General features: G+C 40.0%; 22 protein-coding genes. 20 read left to right on the top strand and 2 right to left on the bottom strand.

Annotation, left to right across the window (positions count from 1 at the left end; translation table 11 throughout):
* Positions 1 to 10 precede the first annotated feature (10 nt).
* The 17 genes from QFZ72_RS17700 to mutL all read left to right on the top strand — a co-directional run bounded on the left by QFZ72_RS17700 (position 11) and on the right by mutL (position 22,283).
* On the top strand, positions 11 to 907 hold the full coding sequence (locus QFZ72_RS17700) for a helix-turn-helix domain-containing protein (protein ID WP_307435774.1): 897 nt from the start codon (positions 11 to 13) through the stop codon (positions 905 to 907).
* A gap of 71 nt (positions 908 to 978) precedes the next feature.
* The gene (gene pgsA / locus QFZ72_RS17695) at positions 979 to 1,557 is read left to right on the top strand and encodes a CDP-diacylglycerol--glycerol-3-phosphate 3-phosphatidyltransferase (RefSeq protein ID WP_307435771.1); all 579 of its coding nucleotides are present in this window, start codon (positions 979 to 981) and stop codon (positions 1,555 to 1,557) included.
* A gap of 25 nt (positions 1,558 to 1,582) precedes the next feature.
* On the top strand, positions 1,583 to 2,839 hold the full coding sequence (locus QFZ72_RS17690) for a competence/damage-inducible protein A (RefSeq protein WP_307435767.1): 1,257 nt from the start codon (positions 1,583 to 1,585) through the stop codon (positions 2,837 to 2,839).
* Positions 2,840 to 3,065: 226 nt separating this feature from the next.
* Positions 3,066 to 4,103, top strand: a complete 1,038-nt coding sequence (recA, locus tag QFZ72_RS17685; RefSeq protein ID WP_307435764.1) for a recombinase RecA — start codon at positions 3,066 to 3,068, stop codon at positions 4,101 to 4,103.
* Positions 4,104 to 4,471: 368 nt separating this feature from the next.
* The gene (gene rny, locus QFZ72_RS17680) at positions 4,472 to 6,034 is read left to right on the top strand and encodes a ribonuclease Y (RefSeq protein WP_307435763.1); all 1,563 of its coding nucleotides are present in this window, start codon (positions 4,472 to 4,474) and stop codon (positions 6,032 to 6,034) included.
* 92 nt (positions 6,035 to 6,126) lie between these two features.
* On the top strand, positions 6,127 to 6,921 hold the full coding sequence (locus QFZ72_RS17675; RefSeq protein ID WP_307435760.1) for a TIGR00282 family metallophosphoesterase: 795 nt from the start codon (positions 6,127 to 6,129) through the stop codon (positions 6,919 to 6,921).
* A 199-nt stretch (positions 6,922 to 7,120) separates the two neighbouring features.
* Positions 7,121 to 7,381: a stage V sporulation protein SpoVS gene (gene spoVS, locus QFZ72_RS17670; RefSeq protein ID WP_029281188.1), complete on the top strand. Its 261-nt coding sequence runs from the start codon at positions 7,121 to 7,123 to the stop codon at positions 7,379 to 7,381.
* 224 nt (positions 7,382 to 7,605) lie between these two features.
* Complete coding sequence (locus tag QFZ72_RS17665; protein ID WP_307435757.1) at positions 7,606 to 8,523, top strand: dipeptidase; 918 nt, start codon at positions 7,606 to 7,608, stop codon at positions 8,521 to 8,523.
* Between the two features lie 239 nt (positions 8,524 to 8,762).
* Positions 8,763 to 10,502, top strand: a complete 1,740-nt coding sequence (locus QFZ72_RS17660) for a 2-oxoacid:acceptor oxidoreductase subunit alpha (protein ID WP_307435754.1) — start codon at positions 8,763 to 8,765, stop codon at positions 10,500 to 10,502.
* A complete protein-coding gene (locus tag QFZ72_RS17655) occupies positions 10,503 to 11,369 on the top strand; it encodes a 2-oxoacid:ferredoxin oxidoreductase subunit beta (protein WP_307435751.1) in 867 nt (288 codons plus the stop codon).
* A 198-nt stretch (positions 11,370 to 11,567) separates the two neighbouring features.
* A complete protein-coding gene (tdh, locus tag QFZ72_RS17650) occupies positions 11,568 to 12,608 on the top strand; it encodes an L-threonine 3-dehydrogenase (protein WP_307435749.1) in 1,041 nt (346 codons plus the stop codon).
* 236 nt (positions 12,609 to 12,844) lie between these two features.
* A complete protein-coding gene (locus QFZ72_RS17645) occupies positions 12,845 to 14,023 on the top strand; it encodes a glycine C-acetyltransferase (protein WP_307435746.1) in 1,179 nt (392 codons plus the stop codon).
* Positions 14,024 to 14,557: 534 nt separating this feature from the next.
* Positions 14,558 to 16,087, top strand: a complete 1,530-nt coding sequence (gene miaB / locus QFZ72_RS17640) for a tRNA (N6-isopentenyl adenosine(37)-C2)-methylthiotransferase MiaB (RefSeq protein ID WP_307435745.1) — start codon at positions 14,558 to 14,560, stop codon at positions 16,085 to 16,087.
* A gap of 3 nt (positions 16,088 to 16,090) precedes the next feature.
* Positions 16,091 to 16,522 carry a YlbF/YmcA family competence regulator gene (locus QFZ72_RS17635; RefSeq protein WP_223442522.1) on the top strand — a complete coding sequence of 144 codons (432 nt, stop codon included), beginning with the start codon at positions 16,091 to 16,093 and terminating at the stop codon, positions 16,520 to 16,522.
* A gap of 583 nt (positions 16,523 to 17,105) precedes the next feature.
* Entirely contained in the window at positions 17,106 to 17,651 is a 546-nt protein-coding gene (gene cotE, locus QFZ72_RS17630; RefSeq protein WP_307435739.1) for an outer spore coat protein CotE, read from the top strand.
* A 188-nt stretch (positions 17,652 to 17,839) separates the two neighbouring features.
* The gene (mutS, locus tag QFZ72_RS17625) at positions 17,840 to 20,428 is read left to right on the top strand and encodes a DNA mismatch repair protein MutS (protein WP_307435737.1); all 2,589 of its coding nucleotides are present in this window, start codon (positions 17,840 to 17,842) and stop codon (positions 20,426 to 20,428) included.
* 16 nt (positions 20,429 to 20,444) lie between these two features.
* Entirely contained in the window at positions 20,445 to 22,283 is a 1,839-nt protein-coding gene (gene mutL / locus QFZ72_RS17620) for a DNA mismatch repair endonuclease MutL (RefSeq protein WP_307435734.1), read from the top strand.
* Between the two features lie 854 nt (positions 22,284 to 23,137).
* Here mutL and QFZ72_RS17615 read toward each other — a convergent pair.
* Complete coding sequence (locus tag QFZ72_RS17615; RefSeq protein ID WP_307435731.1) at positions 23,138 to 23,617, bottom strand: hypothetical protein; 480 nt, start codon at positions 23,615 to 23,617, stop codon at positions 23,138 to 23,140.
* A 285-nt stretch (positions 23,618 to 23,902) separates the two neighbouring features.
* On the opposite strand from QFZ72_RS17615, the gene QFZ72_RS17610 reads away from it, so the two are divergent.
* Positions 23,903 to 24,517, top strand: a complete 615-nt coding sequence (locus QFZ72_RS17610; protein WP_307435730.1) for a LysE family translocator — start codon at positions 23,903 to 23,905, stop codon at positions 24,515 to 24,517.
* A gap of 287 nt (positions 24,518 to 24,804) precedes the next feature.
* Here QFZ72_RS17610 and QFZ72_RS17605 read toward each other — a convergent pair whose 3' ends face one another.
* Complete coding sequence (locus tag QFZ72_RS17605; protein WP_307435727.1) at positions 24,805 to 25,284, bottom strand: RIP metalloprotease; 480 nt, start codon at positions 25,282 to 25,284, stop codon at positions 24,805 to 24,807.
* 177 nt (positions 25,285 to 25,461) lie between these two features.
* On the opposite strand from QFZ72_RS17605, the gene QFZ72_RS17600 reads away from it, so the two are divergent.
* Positions 25,462 to 25,839 (top strand): YmaF family protein, encoded by a 378-nt coding sequence (locus QFZ72_RS17600; protein ID WP_307435723.1) that lies wholly within the window; start codon positions 25,462 to 25,464, stop codon positions 25,837 to 25,839.
* Positions 25,840 to 25,951: 112 nt separating this feature from the next.
* A complete protein-coding gene (gene miaA / locus QFZ72_RS17595) occupies positions 25,952 to 26,902 on the top strand; it encodes a tRNA (adenosine(37)-N6)-dimethylallyltransferase MiaA (RefSeq protein ID WP_307435721.1) in 951 nt (316 codons plus the stop codon).
* The last annotated feature ends 7 nt before the right edge of the window (positions 26,903 to 26,909 follow it).

Raw genomic sequence — 26,909 nt, 5'->3', positions numbered from 1 at the left:
GGTGTTACGGTTGAGTGAACTAGGAAATCGACTAAAACAGGCGAGAGAAGAGCGGAAATTAAGTCTTGACGATCTCCAGGCAATGACAAAAATTCAAAAGCGGTATCTTATCGGAATTGAAGAAGGCAATTACGGCATTATGCCGGGGAATTTTTATGTGCGGGCTTTTATTAAACAGTATGCAGAAACAGTAGGGCTGGATCCAGATCGGATTTTCGAGGAGCATAAAAACGAAATACCGGTTGTTTATTCAGATGATACTCCTGAGCTTTCGAGGGTGAAAACACATAAAGAGCTTCCGAAGTCAGCATCAAAGGCTTTGGAAATATTGCCCAGGATCTTAATAATCGTATTGGTTTTACTAGTAGCGGTCGTTATCTGGATTTTTGTACAGAAGGACAAGCCGGACGGTGCAAAAAACACAGAAGACCAGACTAAGCAAATTTCAAGCGCCGAAAATGAATATGATTCCATTGAAAACGACGAAAAAAATGCATCAGATTCTAAAGAGCCTGAAGAGAAAGATGCAACGGATGAAAAAGTCAAAGAAGAAAAGCCGGAAGATGAAAAACCTGAAGAGCAGGCTTCAGTACTCACATTCAAAGAAAAAACAGCCAGAAAAGCGGTATATGAGCTGAAAAAAGCAAAAGAATTTAAGCTTGAGGTCAGTTCTAAGGGGCAGACTTGGATTGAGATCCGAAATGCATCAGGAAAAAAATTCTTCAGCGGCATGCTGAAGAAGGATCAAACCGAGGCGCATGATTTTACAAATGAAACAGAAGCCTTTATTGTCATTGGAAATGCTTCAGCTGCTGAAGTGAAGGTAAATGGACAGCCTGTAGAATATCAGATTGATCCTAAAAAAACAGTAAGACAAGATATGCAGATTGTATATACTAAGGAGTAAAGTCATCTTCAAGATGGCTTTTCTTTCTTTTATATTTTCTGATACATAATTTACACTCTGGAGGAAAAAACATGAATTTACCGAATCGCATTACCATCTCAAGAATCCTATTAATCCCAGTATTCATGGTGATTATGCTTGCTCCTTTTGACTGGGGCACCCTGTATATAGGGGACGCTTCCATTCCCGTCACGCATCTCGCCGGGGCAATATTATTCATTATTGCGTCTACTACTGACTGGATTGACGGCTATTATGCGCGAAAGCTGAATATGGTTACGAATTTAGGGAAATTTTTAGATCCGCTTGCAGATAAATTGCTTGTTTCTGCAGCCTTAATTATTTTAGTTGAGCTTGGACTTGCCCCATCTTGGATCGTGATTATCATTATCAGCCGTGAATTCGCTGTAACAGGTTTGCGTCTTGTGCTTGCCGGCGAAGGGGAAGTGGTTGCAGCAAACATGCTTGGGAAAATTAAAACATGGGCACAAATTATCGCCATTTCAGCCTTGCTTTTACACAACATTCCATTTGTTTTCATTTCATTCCCGTTTGCAGATATCGCATTATGGGTAGCATTATTCTTTACGGTTTATTCAGGATGGGACTATTTTGCAAAAAATAAAGCCGCATTACTGAATTCCAAGTAATTCTTCAATCAGAGGGGGAGTTCATATGACGTCAAAAACAGAAATTATTGCAGTAGGTTCCGAATTGCTTCTTGGGCAAATAGTTAACTCTAATGCCCAGTTTTTATCTCAGCAGCTGGCTGAGAATGGTCTTAATGTCTATTATCACACGGTTGTAGGTGATAATCCTGCAAGACTTGAGCAGGCAGTAAAGATTGCCAAAGAGCGTTCGAACATTATCATTTTCACAGGCGGTCTTGGACCTACTAAAGATGATTTAACTAAAGAAACAATCGCAAATATTCTGGGCAAGAAGCTTGTGACTGATGAAGAAGCCCTTCGCAGCATTGAAGACTATTTTGTCAAAGTTAAAAGAAGCATGTCTGAAAACAATAAAAAACAAGCTCTTGTCATTGAGGATTCTCACGTCTTAAAAAATGAGCACGGAATGGCGCCGGGAATGGCAATAGATGCGGATGAGCGGATTTATATGCTGCTGCCTGGCCCGCCCAGCGAAATGAAACCGATGTTTATGAAGTTCGGGCTCCCATACTTTAGAGAGAAGCTTGGCCAGAATGACAAAATTATTTCGAGGGTTCTTCGATACTTTGGCATAGGCGAATCGCAGCTTGAGACGGATATTCAGGATTTGATTGATGCCCAAACCAATCCGACGATTGCACCGCTTGCGGGTGACGGGGAAGTTACGCTCAGATTGACGGCGCGCCATCAAAATGAATCTGAAGCTGTCCGCCTGATTAATGAAATGGAGAAAACAATAAACAGCAGAGTTGGAGCCTTTTTCTACGGTTATGACCAGACAACCCTCGCTGATGAATTGCTCAGACATCTCAGACAAAGAGACATGACGATTTCAGCCGCAGAGAGTTTAACCGGCGGCCTTTTTTCAGATCAGCTGACAGCAGTTAAAGGAACATCTGATGTTTTTAAAGGTACAATTGTCTGCTACACAAATGAAGTAAAGCAATCCATCTTAAAAGTATCTGAAGAAACACTTGATCAGCATGGGGCTGTCAGCGAACAATGTGCCAAAGAAATGGCTGAACAAATCAGGAAGCTTGCAAATAGTGATATCGGAATCAGCTTTACCGGCATCGCAGGGGAAGATCCTGTTGAAGGGAAAAAACCTGGAACCGTCTATATCGGGCTGGCATTTAAAGATCAGCCGGTAAGAACCGTTCTCCTTCATCTTGCAGGAAGCCGCAACGGCATTCGCAGACGTACAGTGAAATACGGCTGTTACCTGATTATTAAAGCATTAATGGAAAATACAGCAGAATAAGCTGTATTTTTCTTTTTTACTAGATAATCCGCAAAATCAGGCAAAAAGGCAATTTAGTATTTTAGCTGATTAAGAGGCATAAATTTCTTATTTTCATTAAGAGAAAAGAGAATTTTCAGTCTGTTATCACGTTTAAAAAAACCGAATAAATGTTCGTTTTTTACTTGTCAAACGTTCGAATAAAAGGTATATTATTAATAGGTTGATAACTAAAGGAGGAAACTCAGTGAGCGATCGTCAAGCTGCCTTAGATATGGCACTGAAACAAATAGAAAAGCAATTTGGTAAAGGTTCAATTATGAAACTCGGTGAACAGACTGACCGGAAGATCTCTACATCTCCAAGCGGTTCACTTGCACTTGATACAGCACTTGGGGTTGGCGGATATCCACGTGGAAGAATTATAGAAATATATGGACCTGAGAGCTCAGGTAAAACGACAGTTGCCCTTCATGCGATAGCAGAAGTACAGCAAAAGGGAGGACAGGCTGCGTTTATAGATGCAGAACATGCCCTTGACCCTGTATATGCTCAAAAGCTTGGTGTAAATATAGATGAACTTCTTCTCTCACAGCCGGATACAGGAGAGCAGGCGCTTGAAATTGCTGAAGCGCTGGTTCGAAGCGGAGCGGTGGATATTCTAGTCATTGACTCTGTAGCAGCTTTAGTTCCAAAAGCTGAAATCGAAGGGGAAATGGGAGATGCTCACGTAGGCTTGCAGGCTCGTCTTATGTCACAGGCATTGCGTAAATTATCCGGAGCAATCAGCAAATCAAAAACAATTGCTATTTTCATTAACCAGATCCGTGAAAAAGTAGGAGTTATGTTCGGTAATCCTGAAACAACTCCAGGCGGACGCGCACTGAAGTTTTATTCTTCGGTACGTTTAGAGGTTCGCCGTGCTGAAACGCTGAAACAGGGCAATGAGATGGTCGGCAATAAAACCAAAATCAAAGTTGTCAAAAACAAAGTTGCACCTCCTTTCCGTGTTGCAGAGGTTGACATTATGTACGGGGAAGGCATCTCTAAAGAAGGCGAGATCATTGATCTTGGAACAGAAATTGATATTGTTCAAAAGAGCGGTTCATGGTATTCGTACAATGAGGAGCGTTTAGGACAGGGAAGAGAAAACGCAAAAATCTTCCTGAAGGAGAATCCTAGCATCCGCTTAGAGATTCAGGAAAAAATCCGCAGCCACTACGGCTTGGATGAAGTGGCGGTTGCTCCAGATGGACAAGAAGAATTAGATTTACTGGAAGATTAAAAAGAGGCGATCATCGCCTCTTTTTTGTATGTGAAAGTAAAAATACACCATACAATGAAGAGACAACCCTGACTTTTCCTGTTCAAGAAATGTAAGGCAATGCTTGAAAATTCTCAATTGCTTTAGAAACGCCAGAATGACAGGCTTGACAAGAAAATTTCACACATTTACAATTAGGGTGTATTATTATTTTGTTAGAACTTTTAGCGAGGCACTATGAAAGCAAATGTTAATCTGTGCAGCAGGATTGCTGCAGGTCTCCATGAAACCCTTAAGCTTTGTGCTGTATGTTGAAGAACGTTATGCAATATACATGCCGACACTTAAATCTAGCAAGAAACAAGTTCATAGCAAGAGGAGGTGAAATGATGGATCCCATTACAATGATCATCTCCATTTTGCTTGGCCTAATCGTCGGTGCAGTTGTTGGCTATTTTGTTCGTAAATCCATTGCAGAAGCGAAAATTGCCGGTGCGAAAGGAACTGCTGAGCAAATTCTTGAAGATGCGAAGCGTGATGCTGAAGCGACGAAGAAAGAAGCGTTGCTTGAGGCAAAGGATGACATTCACAAGCTTCGGACAGAAGCAGAGCAAGAAATTCGTGAACGACGAAATGAGCTGCAAAAACAAGAAAATCGCTTATTACAAAAAGAAGAGAATCTTGATCGTAAGGATGAATCTGTAGACAAGCGTGAGAACATGCTTGAGAAAAAAGAAGATTCTCTAAATGAAAGACAACAGCATATTGAAGAGATGGAAAGCAAAGTGGACGAGATGGTGCGTAAACAACAATCAGAGCTTGAGCGTATTTCCAGCTTAACTCGTGAAGAGGCAAAGCAGATCATTCTCGAAAAGGTTGAAAATGAGCTTTCGCATGATATCGCTGTAACTGTTAAAGAAAGCGAAAACCGTGCGAAAGAAGAAGCGGATAAACGAGCGAAAGAAATACTTTCCCTTGCAATCCAGCGTTGTGCAGCAGATCATGTAGCTGAAACAACGGTATCTGTCGTTAACCTTCCAAATGATGAAATGAAAGGCCGCATCATTGGACGTGAAGGGCGCAACATTAGAACACTTGAAACATTAACTGGTATTGACCTCATTATTGATGATACTCCAGAAGCAGTTATTTTATCTGGATTTGACCCAATTCGCAGGGAAACAGCCAGAATTGCCCTAGACAAGCTTGTTCAAGATGGACGCATCCATCCAGCACGTATTGAAGAAATGGTTGAAAAATCACGCCGTGAAGTTGATGAATACATCCGCGAGGTTGGTGAGCAAACAACATTTGAAGTTGGTGTTCACGGACTGCATCCAGATTTAATCAAGATTATGGGCCGTTTAAAGTTCAGAACGAGCTATGGTCAAAATGTATTAAAGCATTCCATGGAGGTCGCTTATTTATCAGGACTCATGGCTGCAGAACTGGGTGAAGATGTTACTCTTGCCAAACGCGCAGGATTACTGCACGATATCGGTAAGGCGATTGATCATGAAGTAGAAGGAAGCCATGTTGAAATTGGAGTCGAACTTGCTACGAAGTACAAGGAACACCCGGTTGTTATAAACAGTATTGCTTCGCATCATGGCGATCAGGAGCCGACTTCGGTTATCGCCGTTCTGGTCGCGGCAGCAGATGCTTTATCTGCAGCACGTCCCGGCGCAAGAAGCGAAACGCTTGAAAACTATATTCGCCGCTTAGAAAAGCTTGAAGAGATTTCCGAATCTTACGAAGGAGTTGAAAAATCCTTCGCTATTCAGGCAGGCCGTGAAGTGCGTATCATGGTTAAACCGGATACGATCGACGATCTTCAGGCACACCGTTTAGCACGGGATATCCGCAAGCGGATTGAAGAAGAATTAGATTACCCAGGTCATATTAAAGTAACAGTTATCCGTGAGACGAGAGCTGTGGAATATGCGAAATAAAGCGATGCCTTCTGCATCGCTTTATTTTTTTTGCAATCTGTGCAAAACTTAAGGGTAGGCACACACCATTTGAGAGAAGGTATAAGCGAAGCATGAAACTATTATTTGTAGGAGATGTAGTCGGATCTCCAGGTAGAGATATGATAAAAGAATATTTGCCAAAGCTAAAACGTAAATACAGACCGTCCCTGACGATTGTAAACGGAGAAAATGCAGCACACGGAAAAGGAATTACTGAAAAGATTTATCACGAGCTGAATCAGGCTGGCGCACAGGTTGTGACGATGGGAAACCATACATGGGATAAGCGGGAAATCTTTGAATTCATTGATAATTATCCAAATCTAATCCGTCCTGCGAATTTTCCTGAAGGCACTCCGGGTAATGGCATTGCATATATAACTTGCGACGGCAAAGAAATCGCTGTGATTAACTTACAGGGACGAACGTTCTTGGCGCCAATTGATTGTCCATTTAAAAAAGCGGATGAGCTGATTGAAGAAGCTAAAAAAAGAACGTCCATTATTTTTGTCGATTTTCATGCTGAAGCAACGAGTGAGAAGCAGGCCATGGGCTGGTATTTGGATGGAGAAGTGACGGCCGTTGTCGGAACACATACTCACGTACAAACGGCAGATGAGAGGATTCTTGATCAGGGGACTGCTTTCATCACAGATGTGGGCATGACAGGTCCATATGACGGCATCCTTGGAGTCGAGAGAGAGGCGGTCATAAAACGCTTCCTGACGAGCCTCCCTGTACGATTTGAGGTAACTGAAGGCAAGGCGCAGCTAAGCGCAGTAGTAATCGATGTTCAAGAAAAAACAGGAAAAGCCTTGAAAATTGACCGCATTTTAATTAATGATGATCATATGTTTTTTGAATAGAATATATATTTAGAAATTTTAGAAAAAATAGTGAAGCAAGCAGGAATACTAGTTCCCTCTAGTGAATATAGTATCAATGGAATGGCTGTGAAAGAGGTTCAGAAGGCTTCATAAAGGGGATGGGCCCTCCGAACAGATCTAATAAGGCATGATCCAATGTACATTCACGATCTATTGAAAAATAAGGGGGATACTAGAAATGGAAATATTAAAAGTTTCAGCAAAGTCCAATCCTAACTCTGTAGCGGGAGCACTAGCAGGTGTCCTGCGTGAAAGAGGCGCCGCCGAAATCCAGGCAATTGGAGCCGGAGCACTTAACCAGGCTGTAAAAGCAGTAGCTATTGCCAGAGGGTTTGTTGCCCCGAGCGGTGTTGATTTAATCTGTATTCCTGCCTTTACGGATATTCTCATTGATGGAGAAGAGCGTACGGCCATTAAATTAATTATTGAGCCTCGTTAAATAGACAAAATGATCAACCTGTTTGCGGGTCACGCAAACAGGTTTGTTTTTATTTCGCTCTTTTTATATCCTTTTTTTCCATCATAGATCGCTAAAAATTCTTTTGGATTTTTTTAAGCATAAACGGGGAATAAATTGATTCCGTATACGTGAACGAATTCCATGCGGAAAACATTCCTTTTTACAAACACAGCCCTTTTTTTATCTTTAGGAGAGATGATGACGTGCGTATTTTTGATGCTCATTGTGATTTGCTCTATCAATTATGGCGCAGGCCTGAAATTAGTGAATGGAATGACCTGAATCTGCATGTCACCATTGAAAAGCTATTTCAGTTTGGAGCAAAAGTCCAGTGCTTTGCCATCTTTATACCAGTTGATGTCACGAATAAATTAGAAGCCGCCTTTGCACAGGCTTCCATCTTTTATGATCGGATTATTAATGGATTTGAAAAGATCATACATATAAGGACAAAACAGGATCTTCTTGCGTTAAAGGATGATGAAATTGGAGCCATTTTGACACTTGAAGGCTGCGACCCGATCGGCCATGATTTAAGCCTTCTTTCCATTTTTCAGCAGCTTGGAGTTAGATCAGCGGGACTGACCTGGAATTTTGCTAATTTACTTGCTGATGGGGCGCTCGAAACAAGAAATGCAGGTCTATCATTTTATGGGAGACATGTAGTCGGGAAATTAAATCATTATCACATGTGGACAGACGTATCTCACCTTTCCGAACGAAGCTTTTGGGATGTCATTCAGCTTGCAGACCATCCGATTGCCAGTCATTCAAATTCGTATGCACTGTGTCCCCATCCAAGAAATTTAAAAGACGATCAAATTAAAGCCATCGTTGCAAAAAATGGTTTGATTGGCATAACGTTCGTGCCGCAATTTACCTCTTCCCGCTCAAGGGCTTCAATGAAGCATCTTCTTAATCACTTAGATTACGTATGTGGTCTTGCAGGAGAAAATGCTGTAGGATTTGGATCTGATTTTGACGGGATAGATGAAACGATTGAAGGGCTTGAAGGCTATGAACAGTACCCTTACTTACTGAATACACTCTCGAAGCATTATTCAGAAAGCCAGGTTGAAAAATTTATGTATAAAAATTTTGCTGATTCCATTCCTTTTTAGACAAAGGTTTCGGGTTGCATAATCACGTAATCGGAATGAATGAATATAAGATTTGCAAAAATCAAAAAAATAAACAGCAAAAGCATGTTTATTTCCCTGAAACGCTTGTTTTTTTCTCATGTTCGTTCTACAATTGTAAACGTTTAGTACAAATTCTAACAATATTTAATTACGTGTGTAAGAGCTCTTAAATAGGGCGAAAAATATATAAGTGTTTCTTAAGAAGGGGTGTAGGGCACATGATCAGTCAACTTTCATGGAAAGTTGGAGGACAGCAAGGTGAAGGTATCGAAAGTACCGGAGAAGTGTTTTCAATCGCATTAAACAGAATGGGCTATTATTTATATGGCTACCGTCATTTCTCATCTCGAATAAAAGGCGGTCATACAAATAATAAAATCCGCGTCAGCACAACTCAAGTTCGTGCTATTTCGGATGATCTTGATATATTAGTAGCTTTTGATCAGGAAACAATCGATGTGAACGTATATGAGCTTCGCAAGGGCGGCCTAGTTCTTGCAGATTCAAAGTTTAATCCAGTTATTCCTGATGACTGCAACGCTGTTTTGTATTCCGTGCCATTTACAGAGATTGCCGCAGAGTTAGGTACTTCATTAATGAAAAATATGGTTGCAATTGGTGCAACAAGTGCTGTGCTTGATCTTGGAACATCACAATTCCAAAATGTCGTTCAGGAGATTTACGGGAAAAAAGGGCAGCAGATTGTTGAAAAGAATCTTGAAGCCATTGAAAAAGGCTCAACATATATGAAACAAGAACTGAACTTTGACCGTGTTGATATGTATCTTGAAAAAGCGGATGGGCAAAAACGCATGTTCATGATCGGCAACGATGCGATAGCATTAGGCGCAGTTGCCGGCGGAGCACGTTTCATGGCTGCTTACCCAATTACACCTGCTTCTGAAATCATGGAATATCTCATTAAGAAGCTGCCTGATTTCGGCGGAACAGTTATTCAAACAGAAGATGAAATTGCCGCTTGTACGATGGCCATTGGTGCAAACTATGCCGGAACCCGCACATTGACGGCTTCTGCAGGACCGGGATTGTCATTGATGATGGAAGCAATTGGGCTCTCAGGCATTACAGAGCAGCCGCTGGTGATCATTGATACTCAGCGAGGCGGACCAAGTACAGGACTTCCGACGAAACAGGAGCAATCCGATTTAATGGCGATGATTTACGGAACACATGGAGAAATTCCGAAAATCGTTATGGCGCCAAGCACAGTACAAGAAGCATTTTACGATACAATTGAAGCTTTCAATTTAGCGGAAGAATATCAATGTCCTGTTATTTTGCTGACAGATCTTCAGCTTTCACTTGGTAAACAGTCTGTAGAACCGCTTCAATATGATAAAATCCAAATTCGAAGAGGCAAGCTAGTACAGGGCGAGGAGCTGCCTGAGATAGAAAATAAAGGATACTTTAAACGATTTGAAGTAACAGAAGATGGCGTATCGCCGCGTGTAGTGCCAGGAATGAAGAATGGCATTCACCATGTTACAGGTGTTGAACATGAAGAGACCGGCAAACCTTCCGAGGTGGCAACAAACCGTAAAGCCCAAATGGACAAACGTCTGCGTAAGCTGTCAGACATCAAGTTTGACACGCCTGTCCATCAAAATCTGACTCATCCTGAGCCGGATGTATTATTCGTTGGATTTAACTCTACAAGAGGCACAATTGAAGAAGCGATGATCCGCCTTGAAAATGACGGTGTAAAAGTGAATCATGCGCACGTCCGTCTGCTTCATCCATTCCCTGCTGATGAGTTGCTTCCGCTTGTTAAAGCAGCAAAAAAGGTTGTAGTGGTAGAAAATAATGCAACTGGACAGCTTGCTAGTCTTATAAAAATGAATGTTGGTCATGCAGAGAAAATTTCCAGTATTCTTAAATATGATGGAAATCCGCTCTTGCCGCATGAAGTTCATTCAAAATGCAAGGAGTTGTTCTAAATGGCGACGTTTAAAGAATTTAGAAACAATGTAAAGCCTAACTGGTGCCCCGGCTGCGGGGACTTCTCTGTACAAGCGGCCATTCAGCGTGCTGCTGCAAATGCAGGCCTCGAACCTGATCAGCTTGCTGTAGTTTCTGGAATCGGATGTTCAGGACGTATTTCGGGCTATATCAACGCTTACGGTTTCCATGGCATTCACGGCCGTTCCCTTCCAATCGCGCAAGGTGTAAAAATGGCAAATAAAGATTTAACCGTAATTGCATCAGGCGGCGACGGTGACGGATTTGCCATCGGAATGGGCCATACGATTCATGCCATCAGAAGAAATATTGATGTCACCTATATCGTTATGGATAATCAAATTTATGGTTTGACAAAAGGGCAGACATCTCCGCGAAGTGAAGTTGGCTTCAAAACAAAGAGCACGCCGAAAGGTTCAATTGAATCTTCTTTATCAGTCATGGAAATGGCACTTACGGCAGGAGCAACATTTGTAGCACAAAGCTTCTCAACTGATTTAAAAGATTTGACTTCAATCATTGAAGCAGGGATCAATCATAAAGGATTTTCTTTAATCAATGTCTTCAGTCCATGTGTCACTTACAATAAAATCAACACATATGACTGGTTTAAAGAAAATCTTACAAAACTAAGTGATATTGAAGGATATGACCCATCAAACCGCATGACTGCCATGCAGACTCTGATGGAGAAAAACGGACTTGTAACCGGTTTGATTTATCAAAACAAGAATCAGCCATCATATCAGGAGCTTGTCTATAATTACAGCGAAACTCCTTTGTCACAGGCCGATCTGCAAATCAGCGAAGAGAAATTCAACGAATTGCTCTCAGAATTTATGTAATGAGAAAAATGTCTATCCTCGGGATAGGCGTTTTTTTTATTGATTTTAAGTTTTATAAAAAAATAAGCGAGTTTTTTTTCTCATGTGTTCAAACGTCTACACGGAGTGGACAGTCTCCTTTACACCACTATTTATGGATGATAGAATTTCATATATACTCATAAAAATAGATGGTTTTTGGATCAAGGAGTGTTCATAGTGAATGGAAAAATGAAAGCAATCGTTAAGCGCCACAAAGGCTTTGGTGCTGAACTGCAGATGGTAGACATCCCTCAGATTAAAGAAAATGAAGTGCTGATCAAAGTAAAAGCTACTTCAATCTGCGGAACAGATGTTCATATATATACATGGGATGCATGGTCGGAAAGCAGAGTGAACCCGCCGTATGTATTTGGCCATGAATTTTCTGGAGAAGTTGTAGAAATAGGAAGTAAAGTAACAAGCGTTGAAATCGGAGATTTTGTTTCCGCTGAAACACATTTAGTATGCTATGAATGTCCGCAATGTTTAACAGGACAGTATCATATTTGTAAAAACACAAAAATTATTGGTGTCGATACAGATGGATGCTTTGCAGAGTATGTGGCTTTGCCGGCAGTGAACCTTTGGAAAAATCCAAAAGAAATGCCTTTTGATGTAGCATCTATTCAAGAACCGATGGGAAATGCGGTTCACACAGTTTTAGCAGGAGATGTTGCAGGAAAAAGTGTTGCTGTCATTGGATGCGGCCCTATTGGGATTATGGCTGTCGGAGTTGCAAAAGCAGCAGGAGCATCTCAGGTCATTGCCCTTGATTTGAACGACTACCGTTTAAATTTAGCAAAAGAAATGGGCGCAACAACGGTCGTCAATTCGAAAAATGAAGATCCTTTGGCGAAGATTAATGAATTAACAGACGGCAACGGTGTAGATGTTGTCTGTGAAATGTCAGGGCATCCAATTGCGATGGATCAAGGTTTTAAAATGGTAACAAATGGCGGACGTGTTTCGATCCTGAGTCTTCCTGTCCGTCCAGTTGAAATAGATATCACCAATGATGTCGTTTTTAAAGGAATCACGGTACAGGGAATTACAGGCAGAAAAATGTATGAAACGTGGCAGCAGGTTTCAAGACTTCTAAAATCAGGGCAAGTAGATGTAACGCCGCTGATTACTCATCACTTTTCTTTAGAAGAATTTAAAAAAGGCTTCGATTTAATGATCGAAGGTAAATGTGGTAAAGTCGTATTACACCCATAAAATGAAACTTCAATCAGCGGGGGATTCTCCCCCGTTGAATGTTAGTTAAGGCCCGCAGAATTGCAGGTACACAGACGCTGCCGCAGTGAGTGGAGCCATAAGTATGTGTTTTAAGTTCGGGCTATTACTGGCAGTAAATCCAACCCTAGTTTTCTAGAATACACCATACATACCTTAAGGCGGAGGAATTACTGTCCATTAATGCGTGATAAGAGAATGAAAATGGAGGGGCTATGATGAAAGGTTTTGAATATTTGCAGGCAGAACTTGATGAAATGAAACAGCAAGGAACATTCCGGACGCTGATTCCGCTCGAATCAGACCAGGCATCAAAAGTTGTCATCGATGGAAAAGAATTAATTCAATTATCATCTAATAACTATTTAGGATTAACAACTCATCCAAGACTGGTAGAAGCAGCAATCAAGGGTGCAGAGAAATTTGGAGCAGGAACCGGATCTGTAAGGACTATTGCCGGTACTTTTACAATGCATGAAGAACTTGAAACGAAGCTTGCTGAATTTAAGCATACAGAAGCAGCACTAGTGTTCCAGTCAGGTTTTACAACAAACCAGGGCGTTCTTTCTTCTATTCTGACAAAAGAAGACGTTGTGATCTCAGATTCTCTGAATCATGCTTCAATCATCGACGGAATCCGGTTAACAAAGGCTGCGCGCAAAGTGTATAACCATGTTGATATGGCAGATTTAGAAAGAGCACTAAAAGAATCAGCAGACTATAGAGTCCGTCTAATTGTTACGGATGGAGTCTTCTCTATGGATGGAAATATTGCTCCGCTTCCGGAAATTGTTGAGCTTGCTGAAAAATACGATGCACTAGTCATGGTTGATGATGCACATGCATCAGGTGTACTTGGCCAAAACGGCCGAGGAACAGTTAATCACTTTGGACTTGATGGACGTGTACATATCCAGGTTGGGACTTTAAGCAAAGCGGTTGGTGTATTAGGAGGATATGTAGCAAGCACACGTACTCTAATTGATTATCTTATTCAAAAAGGCCGTCCATTTTTGTTCAGTACGTCCCACCCTCCAGCTGTAACAGCAGCCTGTATAGAAGCGATCAACGTACTTATTGAAGAGCCTCAACTGATTGAAAAGCTTTGGGATAACGCAAAGTTCTTCAAAAAAGGCCTTGAAGATCTCGGTTTTGATACAGGTAAAAGCGAAACACCTGTAACACCTGTCATAGTAGGCGATGAAGCTTTGTCTCATCAATTCTCTGATAAACTTAGAGAATATGGCGTCTTTGCACAGGGAATTGCATTCCCGACAGTAGCAAAAGGACAGGCTCGCGTCCGTACTATCGTAACGGCTGAGCATTCAAAAGAAGAGCTTCAGAAAGCTTTGGATATCTTTGAAAAAGCTGCAAAAGAGTTAAATATTCTGAAGTAATGGAAAGGGGAGGCTGATGCCTCTCTTTTTTTGAAGATAAATGGAAGTAAGAAAGAAACTTTGTTTCCATTACTTTACGTGTGTAACAGGCTATTGGTTTCATTTATTGAAGTTCTAGCCAAATGCTAATGGGATTCTTTGAGAAAACCAATTTTTACGAAAGTTATAGGAAAACTCGACATTCGTATCATTCAACGAGTTTTTAATTTATATATTTTATAAATCAAACTTTACCTTTAACATAGCCTGAAAAATATAAAATTTGCTGAAGGAAGAAAACAGCTAGTAAAATTGCTGCATTTGCTAAAATCATTTTACAGAATGAACAGTAAATGTTTTGGGCAGATCTATATCTGTCCGACGGAGCTAAACGGGAGGCTCCGCTTTTCTTTTTTTACCGTTTCATTTACTATAGATATATGTCCTTTCTTGATTTCTATATTGTTTTGTCCACTAAGAACATATATACTATAAAATTGGTATACTCCCACTCGGGGAGTAGGGTTAGAAGGGATTGAAAGGAGACTGTTTTACATGAATGAAAAGCAGCGTTTGGAAAATACACAGGTAAATCCTGCGGACAAAAAATCCGAAAAGGATTACAGTAAGTATTTCCAAGCCGTTTATATGCCTCCTTCCTTAAAGGATGCAAAAAAGCGCGGCAAAGAGGAAGTGAAATACCAAAATGATTTCAGCATTTCAGAAGAGTTCAGAGGTCTTGGGAATGGAAAGAAATTTCTGATTCGCACATACGGATGCCAAATGAACGAACATGATACTGAAGTCATGGCTGGAATTTTCATGGCACTCGGCTATAAAGCTACGAACACAACAGAAGATGCAGATGTGATTCTCCTGAATACATGTGCCATCCGTGAAAATGCAGAAAACAAAGTATTCGGTGAAATCGGCCATCTGAAGTCCCTTAAAAGAGAAAAACCAGGTTTATTGATCGGTGTTTGCGGATGTATGTCTCAGGAAGAATCCGTTGTCACAAGAATCATGAAAAAACATCAGCATGTTGACATGATCTTTGGAACACATAACATTCACCGCTTGCCTAATATTCTTAAAGACGCCTACATGTCGAAGGAAATGGTCATCGAAGTTTGGTCTAAAGAAGGCGATGTCATTGAAAACCTTCCAAGAGAGCGTAAAGGAAATGTCAAAGCATGGGTTAATATCATGTTTGGCTGCGATAAATTCTGTACGTACTGCATCGTTCCTTATACCCGCGGAAAAGAAAGAAGCAGACGCCCTGAGGAAATCATTCAGGAAGTGCGTCAGCTTGCTGCAAGCGGATATAAGGAAATTACATTGCTTGGCCAGAATGTAAACGCATATGGGAAAGATTTTGAAGACATTTCATACGGCCTCGGCGATTTAATGGATGAAATCCGTAAAATTGATGTTGCCCGTGTCCGCTTTACAACAAGTCACCCTCGTGATTTTGATGATCATCTGATTGAGGTGCTTGCTAAAGGCGGTAACCTGCTTGATCATATTCATCTGCCTGTTCAATCAGGAAGCTCTGAGATCTTAAAGCTGATGGCACGCAAATACGACCGGGAAAAATATATGACATTAGTGAAAAAAATTAAGGAAGCGATTCCAACGGCTTCTTTGACGACTGATATTATTGTAGGTTTCCCAAATGAAACAGATGAGCAATTTGAAGAAACGCTGTCTATGTACCGTGAAGTTGAATTCGACAGTGCTTATACGTTCATTTACTCTCCTCGTGAAGGGACGCCTGCAGCAAAAATGCAGGATAACGTTCCAATGGAAGTAAAGAAAGCTCGTCTGCAAAAACTGAATGATCTTGTTAAAGAAATTTCAGCTAAAAAAATGATGGAATACGAAGGTCAGGTTGTAGAAGTGCTTGTTGAAGGGGAAAGCAAAAATAACCCTGAAGTACTTGCAGGTTATACAACGAAAAGCAAGCTTGTAAACTTTAAAGGTCCAAAGTCTGCTGTCGGCAAAATTGTAAAAGTGAAAATAAACAAAGCAAAAACTTGGTCTTTAGATGGGGAAATGGTAGAAGAAGCGATAGAGGTGAAATAGGGGATGTCATTATATACTAAAGAAGAAATCGTAGCAAAAGCCCGTGAATTAGCACAAATGGTTGCTGATACCAAAGAAGTTGAGTTTTTCAAAAAAGCGGAAGCTCAAATCAATGAAAATCAAAAAATCCGTGAAAAAGTAGCAAGTATTAAAAGTCTTCAAAAACAGGCTGTTAACTTCCAGCATTACAGCAAGCAGGAAGCATTAAAGCAGGTAGAAGATAAAATTGATAAAATTCAGGAAGAATTGGATGAACTTCCAATCATTCAGGAATTTAAAGAATCTCAAGTTGAAGTGAACGATTTGCTTCAATTGATTGCAGTCACGATCTCAAACCATGTGACAGACGAAATTATCCGCACAACCGGCGGAGATCTGTTAAGCGGTGAAACGGGTTCAAAACTAAATAATTCTCCAGGGTCAGCCTGTCACTAAAAGAGAAGCGCACTGTTCAGAGCAGTGCGCTTTTTTAATTTCTTAATAAAGCAGAGCCTTTCAACAAAAGATGTTCCTGATAAATTTCGCATAGAGTCCGATAAAAAAGTAATAGTGCCTGATAAAAGTATATGTTGCGGATAACTAATGGAAAAAGCCCGATAAATTTCTAATAGAGCCAGATAAAAAAGAATGCCTGATAAAAATGATATAGAGCCCGATAAAATTTATTGCTACTCCGCCCTAGCACCAATAACATTAAAAATTACTGCAGAAAACCCCGCCGCGTCACCAAATAAATATCTAATTAAACTATGTTCTAAATAATCATCATTACTTATACTGCCAGCAGGAAAGGCAAAAAGCGCCTTTCCTGCCAAAACCTTTGTGCTTAACTGACCCCACTTGGCAATTCCGCTTTCTTTTCAAAATTTAGGCACATATCTGGGCGTACACGCATACAATGAACTATACCGATTCATGTATTGGTGGAACATATTATTTATTCCTTTATTTTAGTAGCACAAACCATACTAGCCCAGCATAGGATTAAATGAAGATTGATTGAGGAGGGTATGTACGAATGGCTGAATACAGAGAAATAATCACCAAAGCGGTAGTTGCGAAAGGCAAGAAGTTTACTCAATCCACGCACAGCATTGCTCCTTCGCAAAAACCAACAAGCATTCTAGGCGGCTGGTTGATCAACCATAAATATGATGCAAAAAAGGTTGGGAAAACAGTCGAGGTTGAAGGTACTTACGACATCAACGTATGGTATTCGTATGCTGATAATACGAAAACAGAAGTTGTCACTGAAAAAGTTTCATATGTGGACGTCATTAAGTTGAAATATAAAGATAACAACTTTTTGGACGATGAGCATGAAGTCATTGCAAAGGTGATGCAGCAGCCAAACTGCATGGAGGTCAATATTTCTCCAAATGGAAGCAAAGTTGTTGTTTCGGCTGAGCGTGAGTTTTTGGCGGAAGTTGTCGGGGAGACAAAGGTGGTTGTCGCAATTAACACAGAAGCCTTTGCTGAAGAGGATGAAGACTGGGAAGAAGATCTTGATGAAGAGTTTGAAGATCTGAATCCGGAATTTTTAGTCGGCGGAGATGAAGAATAAGAGGAAACTAGGGAGAATTTATCTTCCTGGTTTTTCTTTTTTATGGAATTCAAAAATTTTGCACCTTTCGCATCTTTAATATACTATTTCTGGGACAACATTCCGGGATTCGTCAAAGCAAAAAATCCCCCATGTATGTTATAATAAAGTTTGTTTTGATACGTACGCAAATGCAATGGGGGATTACAATGGCTACATATACGCCGATGATACAGCAATATTTAAAAATAAAGGCAGAGTATCAGGATGCCTTTTTATTTTTTCGTTTAGGCGACTTTTATGAAATGTTTTTTGAAGATGCAAAAAGAGCATCTGCTGAACTTGAAATTACACTAACGAGCAGAGATGGAGGAGGCACCGAACGAATTCCAATGTGCGGTGTACCGTATCATTCTGCTCCTGGATATATAGAATCTTTAATAGAAAAAGGCTACAAGGTAGCCATATGTGAACAAACTGAAGATCCAAAACAGGCAAAAGGTGTTGTCCGCCGCGAAGTTGTGCAGCTGATCACACCAGGAACGGTTATGAATGGAAAAGGTCTGCAGGAGCGGGAAAATAACTATTTAGCGTCTGTAACTGCCTTTCCTTCTAAGTTTGGTTTTGCAGTTACAGATTTATCGACTGGTGAAAATCAAGTGACCTTACTAAATCATATTGATGAAATCATAAATGAAATGTATTCTCTTGGTGCAAAGGAATTAGTTGTACATCCTGATTTTCCTGAATCATATATTAAAAAAATTGCTGAAAAATCAAGAGTGACCGTTTCGTTTGAAATGGATGCGGGCACAGAGAAATTTGAAGAGATTATCAATCATCTTGAAGATGTAAGATTAAAAGAAACCTTCGGCAGACTGCATAACTATTTGCAGAAAACGCAAAAGAGAAGCCTTGATCATCTGCAAAAAGTAAAAGTCTATCAGCTGCAGGATTTTATGAAAATTGATTTATACTCCAAGCGGAATTTGGAGCTGACGGAAACGATCCGTTCTAAAGGTAAAAAAGGCTCGCTCCTCTGGCTGCTTGACGAGACAAAAACAGCAATGGGCGCGAGAATGCTCAAGCAGTGGATCGACCGGCCATTGCTTTCTATAAATGAAATCAAAAGCCGGCTTCAAATGGTCCAATCCTTGCTTGATCACTATTTTGAACGCGAAGATCTCAGAGAACGGTTAAAGGAAGTTTATGATCTTGAAAGACTTGCGGGGAGAGTGGCATTCGGAAATGTCAATGCAAGAGACTTAATCCAGCTGAAGAAATCATTGCAGCAAGTGCCTGCGATCAAAGAAGTGTTAACATCTGTAAAGGATAATCAAATAAATGAAATGGCAGAACAAATTGACCCTTGTACAGAACTGACAGACTTACTTGATTCTGCTTTAGTAGAGAATCCGCCGCTGTCTATTAAAGACGGCAATATCATGAAAGACGGCTTTCATGAACAGCTCGATCAATTCAGAGATGCGAGCAGAAACGGCAAATCATGGATAGCAGAGCTTGAACAGCAGGAGCGGGTGCGTACAGGCATCAGATCACTGAAAATAGGGTTTAACAGGGTATTCGGCTACTATATTGAAGTGACAAGAGCAAATGTACACTTGCTTGAAGAAGGCAGGTACACACGGAAGCAAACACTGACAAACGCTGAAAGATTTATAACACCGGAGCTTAAAGAAAAAGAAACGCTCATTCTTGAAGCAGAAGAAAAAATGGTAGACATCGAATATGAATTGTTTGTCGAGCTTCGTGAACAAGTGAAGAAGTTTATTCCAAGACTTCAATCCTTATCTAAGTGCATCAGTGAATTAGATGTGCTTCAGTGTTTTGCTGTCATCAGTGAAAAAAGACATTATTCTAAACCCACTTTTTCAGATCAGGAGCTGTTCATTAAGGACGGCAGACATCCAGTTGTTGAAAAAGTAATGAATTCTCAAGAATATGTTCCAAACGATTGTTATTTCTCAAATGAACGCGGAATGCTGCTGATTACAGGACCTAACATGTCCGGAAAAAGCACATATATGAGACAAGTTGCTTTAACAGCCATCCTTGCTCAAATCGGCTGTTTTGTTCCTGCTTCGGAAGCTGTTCTTCCGATCTTTGATCAAATTTTTACCCGAATAGGAGCAGCGGATGACCTAATATCAGGGCAAAGTACCTTTATGGTTGAAATGCTGGAAGCGAGGAATGCGATTGTCAATGCTACGGAAAGAAGTTTAATTCTATTTGATGAAATCGGGCGGGGGACTTCTACGTATGATGGAATGGCACTTGCTCAGGCCATTATTGAACATATTCACCATCATATCGGAGCTAAAACTTTGTTCTCCACTCATTATCATGAGCTTACTAGTCTTGCTGACGGATTGCCGCAGCTTCAGAATGTCCATGTATCAGCCGTAGAAGAAAACGGCAAGGTTGTGTTCCTTCACAAAATCGAAGAAGGTCCGGCAGATAAAAGTTATGGAATCCATGTCGCCGAGCTTGCCGAGCTGCCAAATGAGCTGATCAGCAGAGCAAAAGAAATTTTAGAAAGTCTTGAAGCCGAACAGACGGTAAAAGTCCCTGCATCTATCATGGAGAAGACGGAAACATTTAAAAGCGATGAGGCTCAGCTCTCCTTTTTTAATGAACAGCCTGCAAAGAAGGAAAGCAGACAGGTTCCGAAAAAAGACATACTGGTACTAGAACAGATACGGGCAATTAATCTGCTTGAAATGACGCCGCTTGATGCAATGAATGAACTCTATCAAATTCAGAAAAAATTAAAATAATGAAGAGGTGAACAGCATGGGGAAAATTATTCGCCTTGACGATTCACTATCAAATAAGATAGCTGCAGGAGAAGTTGTCGAACGTCCGGCTTCTGTTGTAAAAGAGTTAACGGAAAATAGTATAGACGCCGGCAGCACTGTCATAGAAATTCATATAGAAGAAGCGGGTTTAAGCAAAATCCGCATCATTGACAATGGAGACGGCATTCTGCCTGATGATTGTCTGAATGCTTTTCACAGGCATGCCACAAGCAAAATCAAAGATGAAAACGATCTTTTCCGGATCCGGACTCTTGGCTTCAGGGGAGAGGCCCTGCCAAGTATCGCATCGGTTTCACATGTTGAATTAAAAACAAGCACAGGGTCTGGTGCAGGCACGAGAATGGTGCTTTCAGGTGGAAAGGTAGATATTCATGAAGCTGCTTCAAGCAGAAAAGGCAGCGACCTTACTGTTACGAATTTATTTTTCAACACACCAGCCCGTTTAAAATACGTCAAAACAGTTCATACCGAGCTTGGCAACATTACAGATGTTGTCAATCGCCTGGCATTGTCCAATCCATCTATTTCTTTCAAGCTGACTCATAACGGAAAGCAAATGCTGCATACGAGCGGGAACGGCGATGTGCGCCAAGTCATAGCGGGTATTTATGGACTTGGCATTGCAAAAAAAATGATCCCTATTAACTTACAGTCTCTTGATTTTGAAGTAAAAGGCTATATGTCTCTTCCTGAAATCACCAGAGCGTCCAGAAACTATATTTCAACAATTGTAAATGGCAGATTTATTAAAAACTATCCGCTTGTAAAAGCCATTCAGCAAGGCTATCATACCCTGCTTCCGATCGGCCGGTTTCCAATTGTCTTCCTGGAAATTAATATGGATCCTATTTTAGTCGACGTAAACGTTCACCCTGCCAAAATGGAAGTCCGGCTAAGCAAAGAGGCTGAATTAAATGAACTGATTACTTCAGGCATTAAAGACGCATTTTCGCATCAAAAGCTGATTCCTGAAGCCATTTTGCCAAAGCGGAAAGAAAAAAGCTATGATGAACAGCAGACATTTACGTTCAGTCATGCCGAGAAAAAACCATTATCAGCAACATCTCTTCCGCAAATAATGGAAAAGCCAGAGATTGAAGCGGCTGAAGCTCCAGAACCAGAAGAAAAAATCATCGAACAAAGTTCTTCAGTTATTGAGGAGGAACTTGAAATTTATGATGAACAGCCAGCAGATGATCATGAAGAACTGTTAGCGACAGAATCTGAACCGAGAGTGCCAGTTCTTTATCCAATAGGCCAAATGCACGGAACGTATATACTCGCTCAAAATGAGACCGGATTATACATTATCGATCAGCACGCTGCTCAGGAGAGAATCAATTATGAATACTTTAAAGAAAAAGTAGGACAAGTTGCTACGGAAGTTCAAGAGCTCCTAGTCCCGATTACCATCCACTATTCAGCAGATGAAGCTCTGATCATCAATGAGAAAATGCAGGCATTGGCTGAAGTCGGAATCTTCCTTGAGCCTTTTGGGGGAAATAGTTTTATCGTGCGGTCTCACCCTCAATGGTTTCCGCGCGGAGACGAACGGGAGTTAATTGAAGAAATTATCCAGGAAGTGCTCGATCATAAACAGGCAGATATTAAAAAGCTCCGTGAAGAAGCTGCGATTATGATGAGCTGCAAGGCTGCTATAAAAGCAAATCATCATCTTCGCAATGATGAAATGTTTGCTTTGCTTGAAACGCTGAGGAAAACAACAGATCCTTTTACATGTCCTCACGGAAGACCGATTATTATTCATTATTCGACGTATGAAATGGAAAAGATGTTTAAGCGCGTTATGTAGAGGGTTTTAACGAGGGAAGTAAGGCTTTGTCCACTATTTGCCCACCTAGTTAGTTAAATACTTTTCAAACTTATTAACGTTTTCTTCTATTTCTTTGTAATATGAACAAAAACATCGGCTGTCATATTTACTGTGCTGTGACCTAATCTGTCACTGACAAATTTAATATCTGCACCAAAAGCATTATGGCATGTGTATGTCTTAATCTATGAGAGGATATGTGGTGCAGATTTGTTTTTTCTAAAATGTTATCGATAACTTTTTTTATGCCAAATGGACCTAGCTCTTTTCCATTAGGTGAAGTAACTCTGCTCAATTCACAACAGGTGGTGAGAATCCACGCGCGTTATCTGGTTGGTTTAATTCCCGCGGAAGGCATTATGAAATAATCAAGAAGTAACCAAAAGCCCTTCTCTTAATTGAGAGGGGTATTATTTTATTTACAGCTCAAAATTTTTTCACTTTGAAATCCAATAACCCTGCTCTTCAATGTCTTTTTTAATCAAGCGTCTAATTAAGGTTCTATATCTCCAAGTTAGGAATATCGCACGTATGTGGATATCTAATGCGATGGCGATCCATATTCCTGCAATCCCCATGTGAAAATAGATTCCTAAAATACTATACATCGGGCTCTTTTTGTCTCACCAGCCCCCTGCAAGGCGCCCATACGAGCCCCCTTTAGCGATGGGCTTTATTTTAAAATTAATGTAGTGCGAGTTTTTATGAGGCATCGCTTTACCTTGTTCAACAATCGGGTCAGATTGTTGAGGAACGTTTCTGTATAATTGGAAATTTATGTTCAAATACATATCAGAAATTTTGAATTTGCTGCTAGAACCAGCCTGATAATATTAATAATTGTAATCTCCACTCTGCTGTTCACTTTCAGCAGGAACCGAAACTCCCATAGTTCGCAAAGATTCTTTTGCTTGATTTAAATAGGATTCTGCTTGTTCTTGCCACTTGATAATCACTTTAATAAACGTTTTAAACTCAGGACTTGCATTTTCCTCCATTGTTATTAATCCTTCACGTACATTTTTATCTTGATTTTCAGCATTTTTTATACAAGCCGCCAGTGTTTCTACAATGGATTGCTGTTGCTCACCATTTACCAGTCTCTGGGATGAACCTACTGCTGTAACGCGATGATAGGAAGCAGGCACTAGATGATTATGCATCTCGCGATTTCCTTTTAAATTTTTGGTTTTTGGTATATGGAAAAGTTCAGAGCTCATAGCACATACCATTTCTTCAGCATATAAACTTTGTTGTAACAAATTTAAAATATGTCCCCAGTTGTTAACTCGATAAAAATAGTAAGGCTGCAAAAAAACATCTCCTTTTTATAGAAAATTGGAACCCCTATCTCCATATTATGATTAAGTATCGAAATTAATGTAAATGTATTACCTGACAGTAAGAACTTCTTCTTAAGCAAACGGGTGCGTGAGTTGAATACCATTCGAGTTGCTATGGCAGCTCTTTTTTATTTAACTAACGAAGCAATTTACTTAAATAACATTTTAATTTACTGTGATAAAATGTTTAAAATGGTATAAAGAATTTTTTGTAAAAAACCACTTGTATTATTTAAAGGAAAGGAATGATGAAGAATGATGACTTATATTTTAGTAGTTCTAATGTTATTTTTAATCCCAGGTCCTGCTGTTATTGTAACAATATCTCAAACTATTAAAGGTGGAAAGAAAAATGGAATTGTAACAGGTTTAGGTATTGCCTTTGGTGATTTAATCCATACTTTTGCGGCGGTTCTTGGGCTTTCTGCTATTTTAATGACATCTGACTTTGCTTTTGAAGCAGTTAAATATATAGGTGCAGCATACTTAGTTTATTTAGGAATAAGTGCTTTGATTAATAAAACTAAAAAGGTTGCGAAACCTGCTGTAGAAAAGGTGAATCCTAACTTAACTTTTCGTCAGGCTCTGTTGATTGAATTACTAAACCCAAAGACTGCACTTTTTTTCTTAGCTTTCTTACCACAGTTCGTCCGAAGCGATGGCTATCCAGTAACAATTCAGCTTTTAATGCTTGGGTTAACATTTGTACTGATGAGCATAATTTATACCACTTTCATAGCATTCCTAACGAGTATAATAGGTGGAAAGTTCTTAGCTAAAACGAACCAGAGTTCAAATTGGATTGGGAAAGTTGCAGGTTTAGTCTATATAGGTTTAGGTTTAAAGTTAGCTTTTCAAACTCAAGAATAAATAAGTCGATAGTTTTCAAAAATAGTTATTCCAACGGGTGCAAGAGTTGAAGATCCAGGCTGTCGTGAAGGCAGCTTTTTTTTATTGAGCTAACGAGACAGTTTAGTTGAAGAAGGCAATGAAGTATCATTTCAGTCGTGGTAAAATATGTATAGTAGGACAAGCTTCTTTTTGCTTAGTTGTTAAACTAATGGGTAAGTTAAAATAATTCGACGTATGAGATGGAAAAGATGTTTAAGCGCATCATGTAAAAAAGGAAAGCCGGCTGCTTTCCTTTTTATCTATTTCTAATCAAGCTGACTGCAGCTTTTGCCATATCTAATCACATCATATATAGATCGCCCGTCAGATGAGTGAGTTTCTGAATATTTAAAAGGAAGCAAAGAAAAGAAAACAAAGTAAACGGAAAAATAAACAAACTGATAGAAAAAAATATGAGGTTCAAGAATATCGGTGTGGATCATTGTATTAACGATCAAAATGGCTGAAAGATTAAACAGAGAGCCGCCGGCATATACAAATGCGTGTGTGTAGCGATTATCCCACTTCAAATTTTCATATTGGCAAAATGAATCTAAGAAGTAGTATTGGTTTACTTCAAGTTTTCCTATTCTGAACAAGAGTTTTCCTCTGCCCAAAATAAATACTGCTTTGCCTCCAAACATCCACACGAAGAAAAAGTGTCCCAGCTGATGAATAAATGCTACAATCGGCAGCACGAAAAAGAAAGCCCAAAAAAATGTAATCATATCTTCTAACTGAAACATGAAAAAGGCCCCCCTAAAAATCATTTACTTATTGAATTCCCCCACACAGCTGAATAAAACTGAAAAATAAGAATTGACCTTTCTGTCCTAGACAGATGAAATTATTTTCCTGATTCATGCGCCTAATTCCTTATCTTTTCATAGTCTGAAGGAGAAAGAGAAAAGGAGTGTTTTCTAATGGACTGTTACCGGGAGCAGCTTCCAGTTCCGCATGCTCATTTTTTTCAGGGAGTCACTGAAGAGAAGGAAAATCACTATCATTATTTACTCGGGTTTTCTAAACCGCTGAACGGGAATTCATATGATGGTCATTTTCATTATGTTGAAGGGTTAACAACGTTTGAAAATCAGCATTATCACCGGTTTTACGTTCAAACAGGACCTGCTATACCAATGCTTGATGGGTCTCACTATCACTTATTCTTCGGGAAATCTTACCGGAACTATACAGAAGCAGAGCCTCCGGAGTTTGGAGGAGTGGTTTATTCTCCACAGCAAAAGCATGTTCATTACCATTTATTTAGCGGCCGAACGAGCGGACCTATCGGTTATTGATACTCTGCCGTTTGGCTGAACCGAAAACTGGAAATAATAAACTGGTATTCACTGATTTAAAGTGATAAGATGTTGAATAGCGGACTATTAGGAATGAAAGAGTGGTTGCAAGTTGAAGAAAGAGAAGCTGGTCGTAATTATAGGACCGACAGCTGTTGGCAAAACGAATTTGAGCATTCAGCTCGCAAAGAAGCTAAACGGAGAAATTATCAGCGGAGACAGTATGCAGGTCTACCGCGGGATGGATATAGGCACTGCAAAAGTAAAGCCTGATGAAATGGATGGAATTGTCCACCATCTCATTGATATAAAAAATCCTGAAGAAGATTTTTCTTCAGCTGAATTTCAGGAGATTGCACGTCCATTAATTACGGAAATTCATGCAAAGAAAAAACTCCCTATCATCGTTGGCGGCACAGGATTATATATACAATCTGTTATTTATGATTATCAATTCACAGATGCTGCTTCTGACCCGGATTTTAGGAAACAGCTTGAATCTGAGGCCTGTTCAGCGGGAAATGAAACGATTCATAGAAAGCTTGCTTTGATTGATCCTGTTTCTGCTGAGAGAATTCACCCTAATAATGTCAGGCGTGTCATTAGAGCACTTGAAATTTTTCATTGTACGGGAAAAACAATGACCGATTTTCTCGCAGAACAAGATAAGGTTCTGCTGTATGATGTTGTCATTATAGGACTTACAATGGAGAGAGAACAGCTCTATGAGAGAATTAATTTAAGAGTAGACCTGATGATGGATCAAGGCCTGTTTCAAGAAGTGAAAGGCCTTTATGAAATGGGGCTGAGAGATTGTCAATCCATACAGGCAATAGGCTATAAAGAATTATACGCTTATTTTGACGGCGCTGTTTCCCTTGAAGACGCAAAAGAGCAGCTTAAACAAAATTCCCGGAGATATGCTAAGCGCCAGCTTACTTGGTTCCGCAACAAAATGGATGTGGAATGGTTTGATATGAGCAAGCCATTTGATATGGATTTGAGGTTCAATGAAATTTTTACATATATAGCAGGAAAGCTTAATTTAAGCGCGAATACATAACACATAG

The sequence above is a fragment of the Bacillus sp. V2I10 genome (assembly GCF_030817055.1).
Classification (GTDB): domain Bacteria; phylum Bacillota; class Bacilli; order Bacillales; family Bacillaceae; genus Bacillus_P.
The sequence above is the reverse complement of the archived record's forward strand: the minus strand, read 5'-3'. Positions and strand labels throughout refer to the sequence as shown.

Excerpts from the sequence above, each read along its gene's own strand:
- QFZ72_RS17600 (WP_307435723.1), top strand. The coding sequence starts at position 25,462 with ATGGACTGTTACCGGGAGCAGCTTCCAGTTCCGCATGCTCATTTTTTT.
- mutS (WP_307435737.1), top strand. The coding sequence starts at position 17,840 with ATGGCTACATATACGCCGATGATACAGCAATATTTAAAAATAAAGGCA.
- QFZ72_RS17655 (WP_307435751.1), top strand. The coding sequence starts at position 10,503 with ATGGCGACGTTTAAAGAATTTAGAAACAATGTAAAGCCTAACTGGTGC.
- QFZ72_RS17690 (WP_307435767.1), top strand. The coding sequence starts at position 1,583 with ATGACGTCAAAAACAGAAATTATTGCAGTAGGTTCCGAATTGCTTCTT.
- mutL (WP_307435734.1), top strand. The coding sequence starts at position 20,445 with ATGGGGAAAATTATTCGCCTTGACGATTCACTATCAAATAAGATAGCT.
- miaB (WP_307435745.1), top strand. The coding sequence starts at position 14,558 with ATGAATGAAAAGCAGCGTTTGGAAAATACACAGGTAAATCCTGCGGAC.
- QFZ72_RS17635 (WP_223442522.1), top strand. The coding sequence starts at position 16,091 with ATGTCATTATATACTAAAGAAGAAATCGTAGCAAAAGCCCGTGAATTA.
- QFZ72_RS17675 (WP_307435760.1), top strand. The coding sequence starts at position 6,127 with ATGAAACTATTATTTGTAGGAGATGTAGTCGGATCTCCAGGTAGAGAT.
- rny (WP_307435763.1), top strand. The coding sequence starts at position 4,472 with ATGGATCCCATTACAATGATCATCTCCATTTTGCTTGGCCTAATCGTC.
- QFZ72_RS17660 (WP_307435754.1), top strand. The coding sequence starts at position 8,763 with ATGATCAGTCAACTTTCATGGAAAGTTGGAGGACAGCAAGGTGAAGGT.
- QFZ72_RS17605 (WP_307435727.1), bottom strand. The coding sequence starts at position 25,284 with ATGTTTCAGTTAGAAGATATGATTACATTTTTTTGGGCTTTCTTTTTC.
- cotE (WP_307435739.1), top strand. The coding sequence starts at position 17,106 with ATGGCTGAATACAGAGAAATAATCACCAAAGCGGTAGTTGCGAAAGGC.
- QFZ72_RS17610 (WP_307435730.1), top strand. The coding sequence starts at position 23,903 with ATGATGACTTATATTTTAGTAGTTCTAATGTTATTTTTAATCCCAGGT.
- QFZ72_RS17645 (WP_307435746.1), top strand. The coding sequence starts at position 12,845 with ATGAAAGGTTTTGAATATTTGCAGGCAGAACTTGATGAAATGAAACAG.
- pgsA (WP_307435771.1), top strand. The coding sequence starts at position 979 with ATGAATTTACCGAATCGCATTACCATCTCAAGAATCCTATTAATCCCA.
- spoVS (WP_029281188.1), top strand. The coding sequence starts at position 7,121 with ATGGAAATATTAAAAGTTTCAGCAAAGTCCAATCCTAACTCTGTAGCG.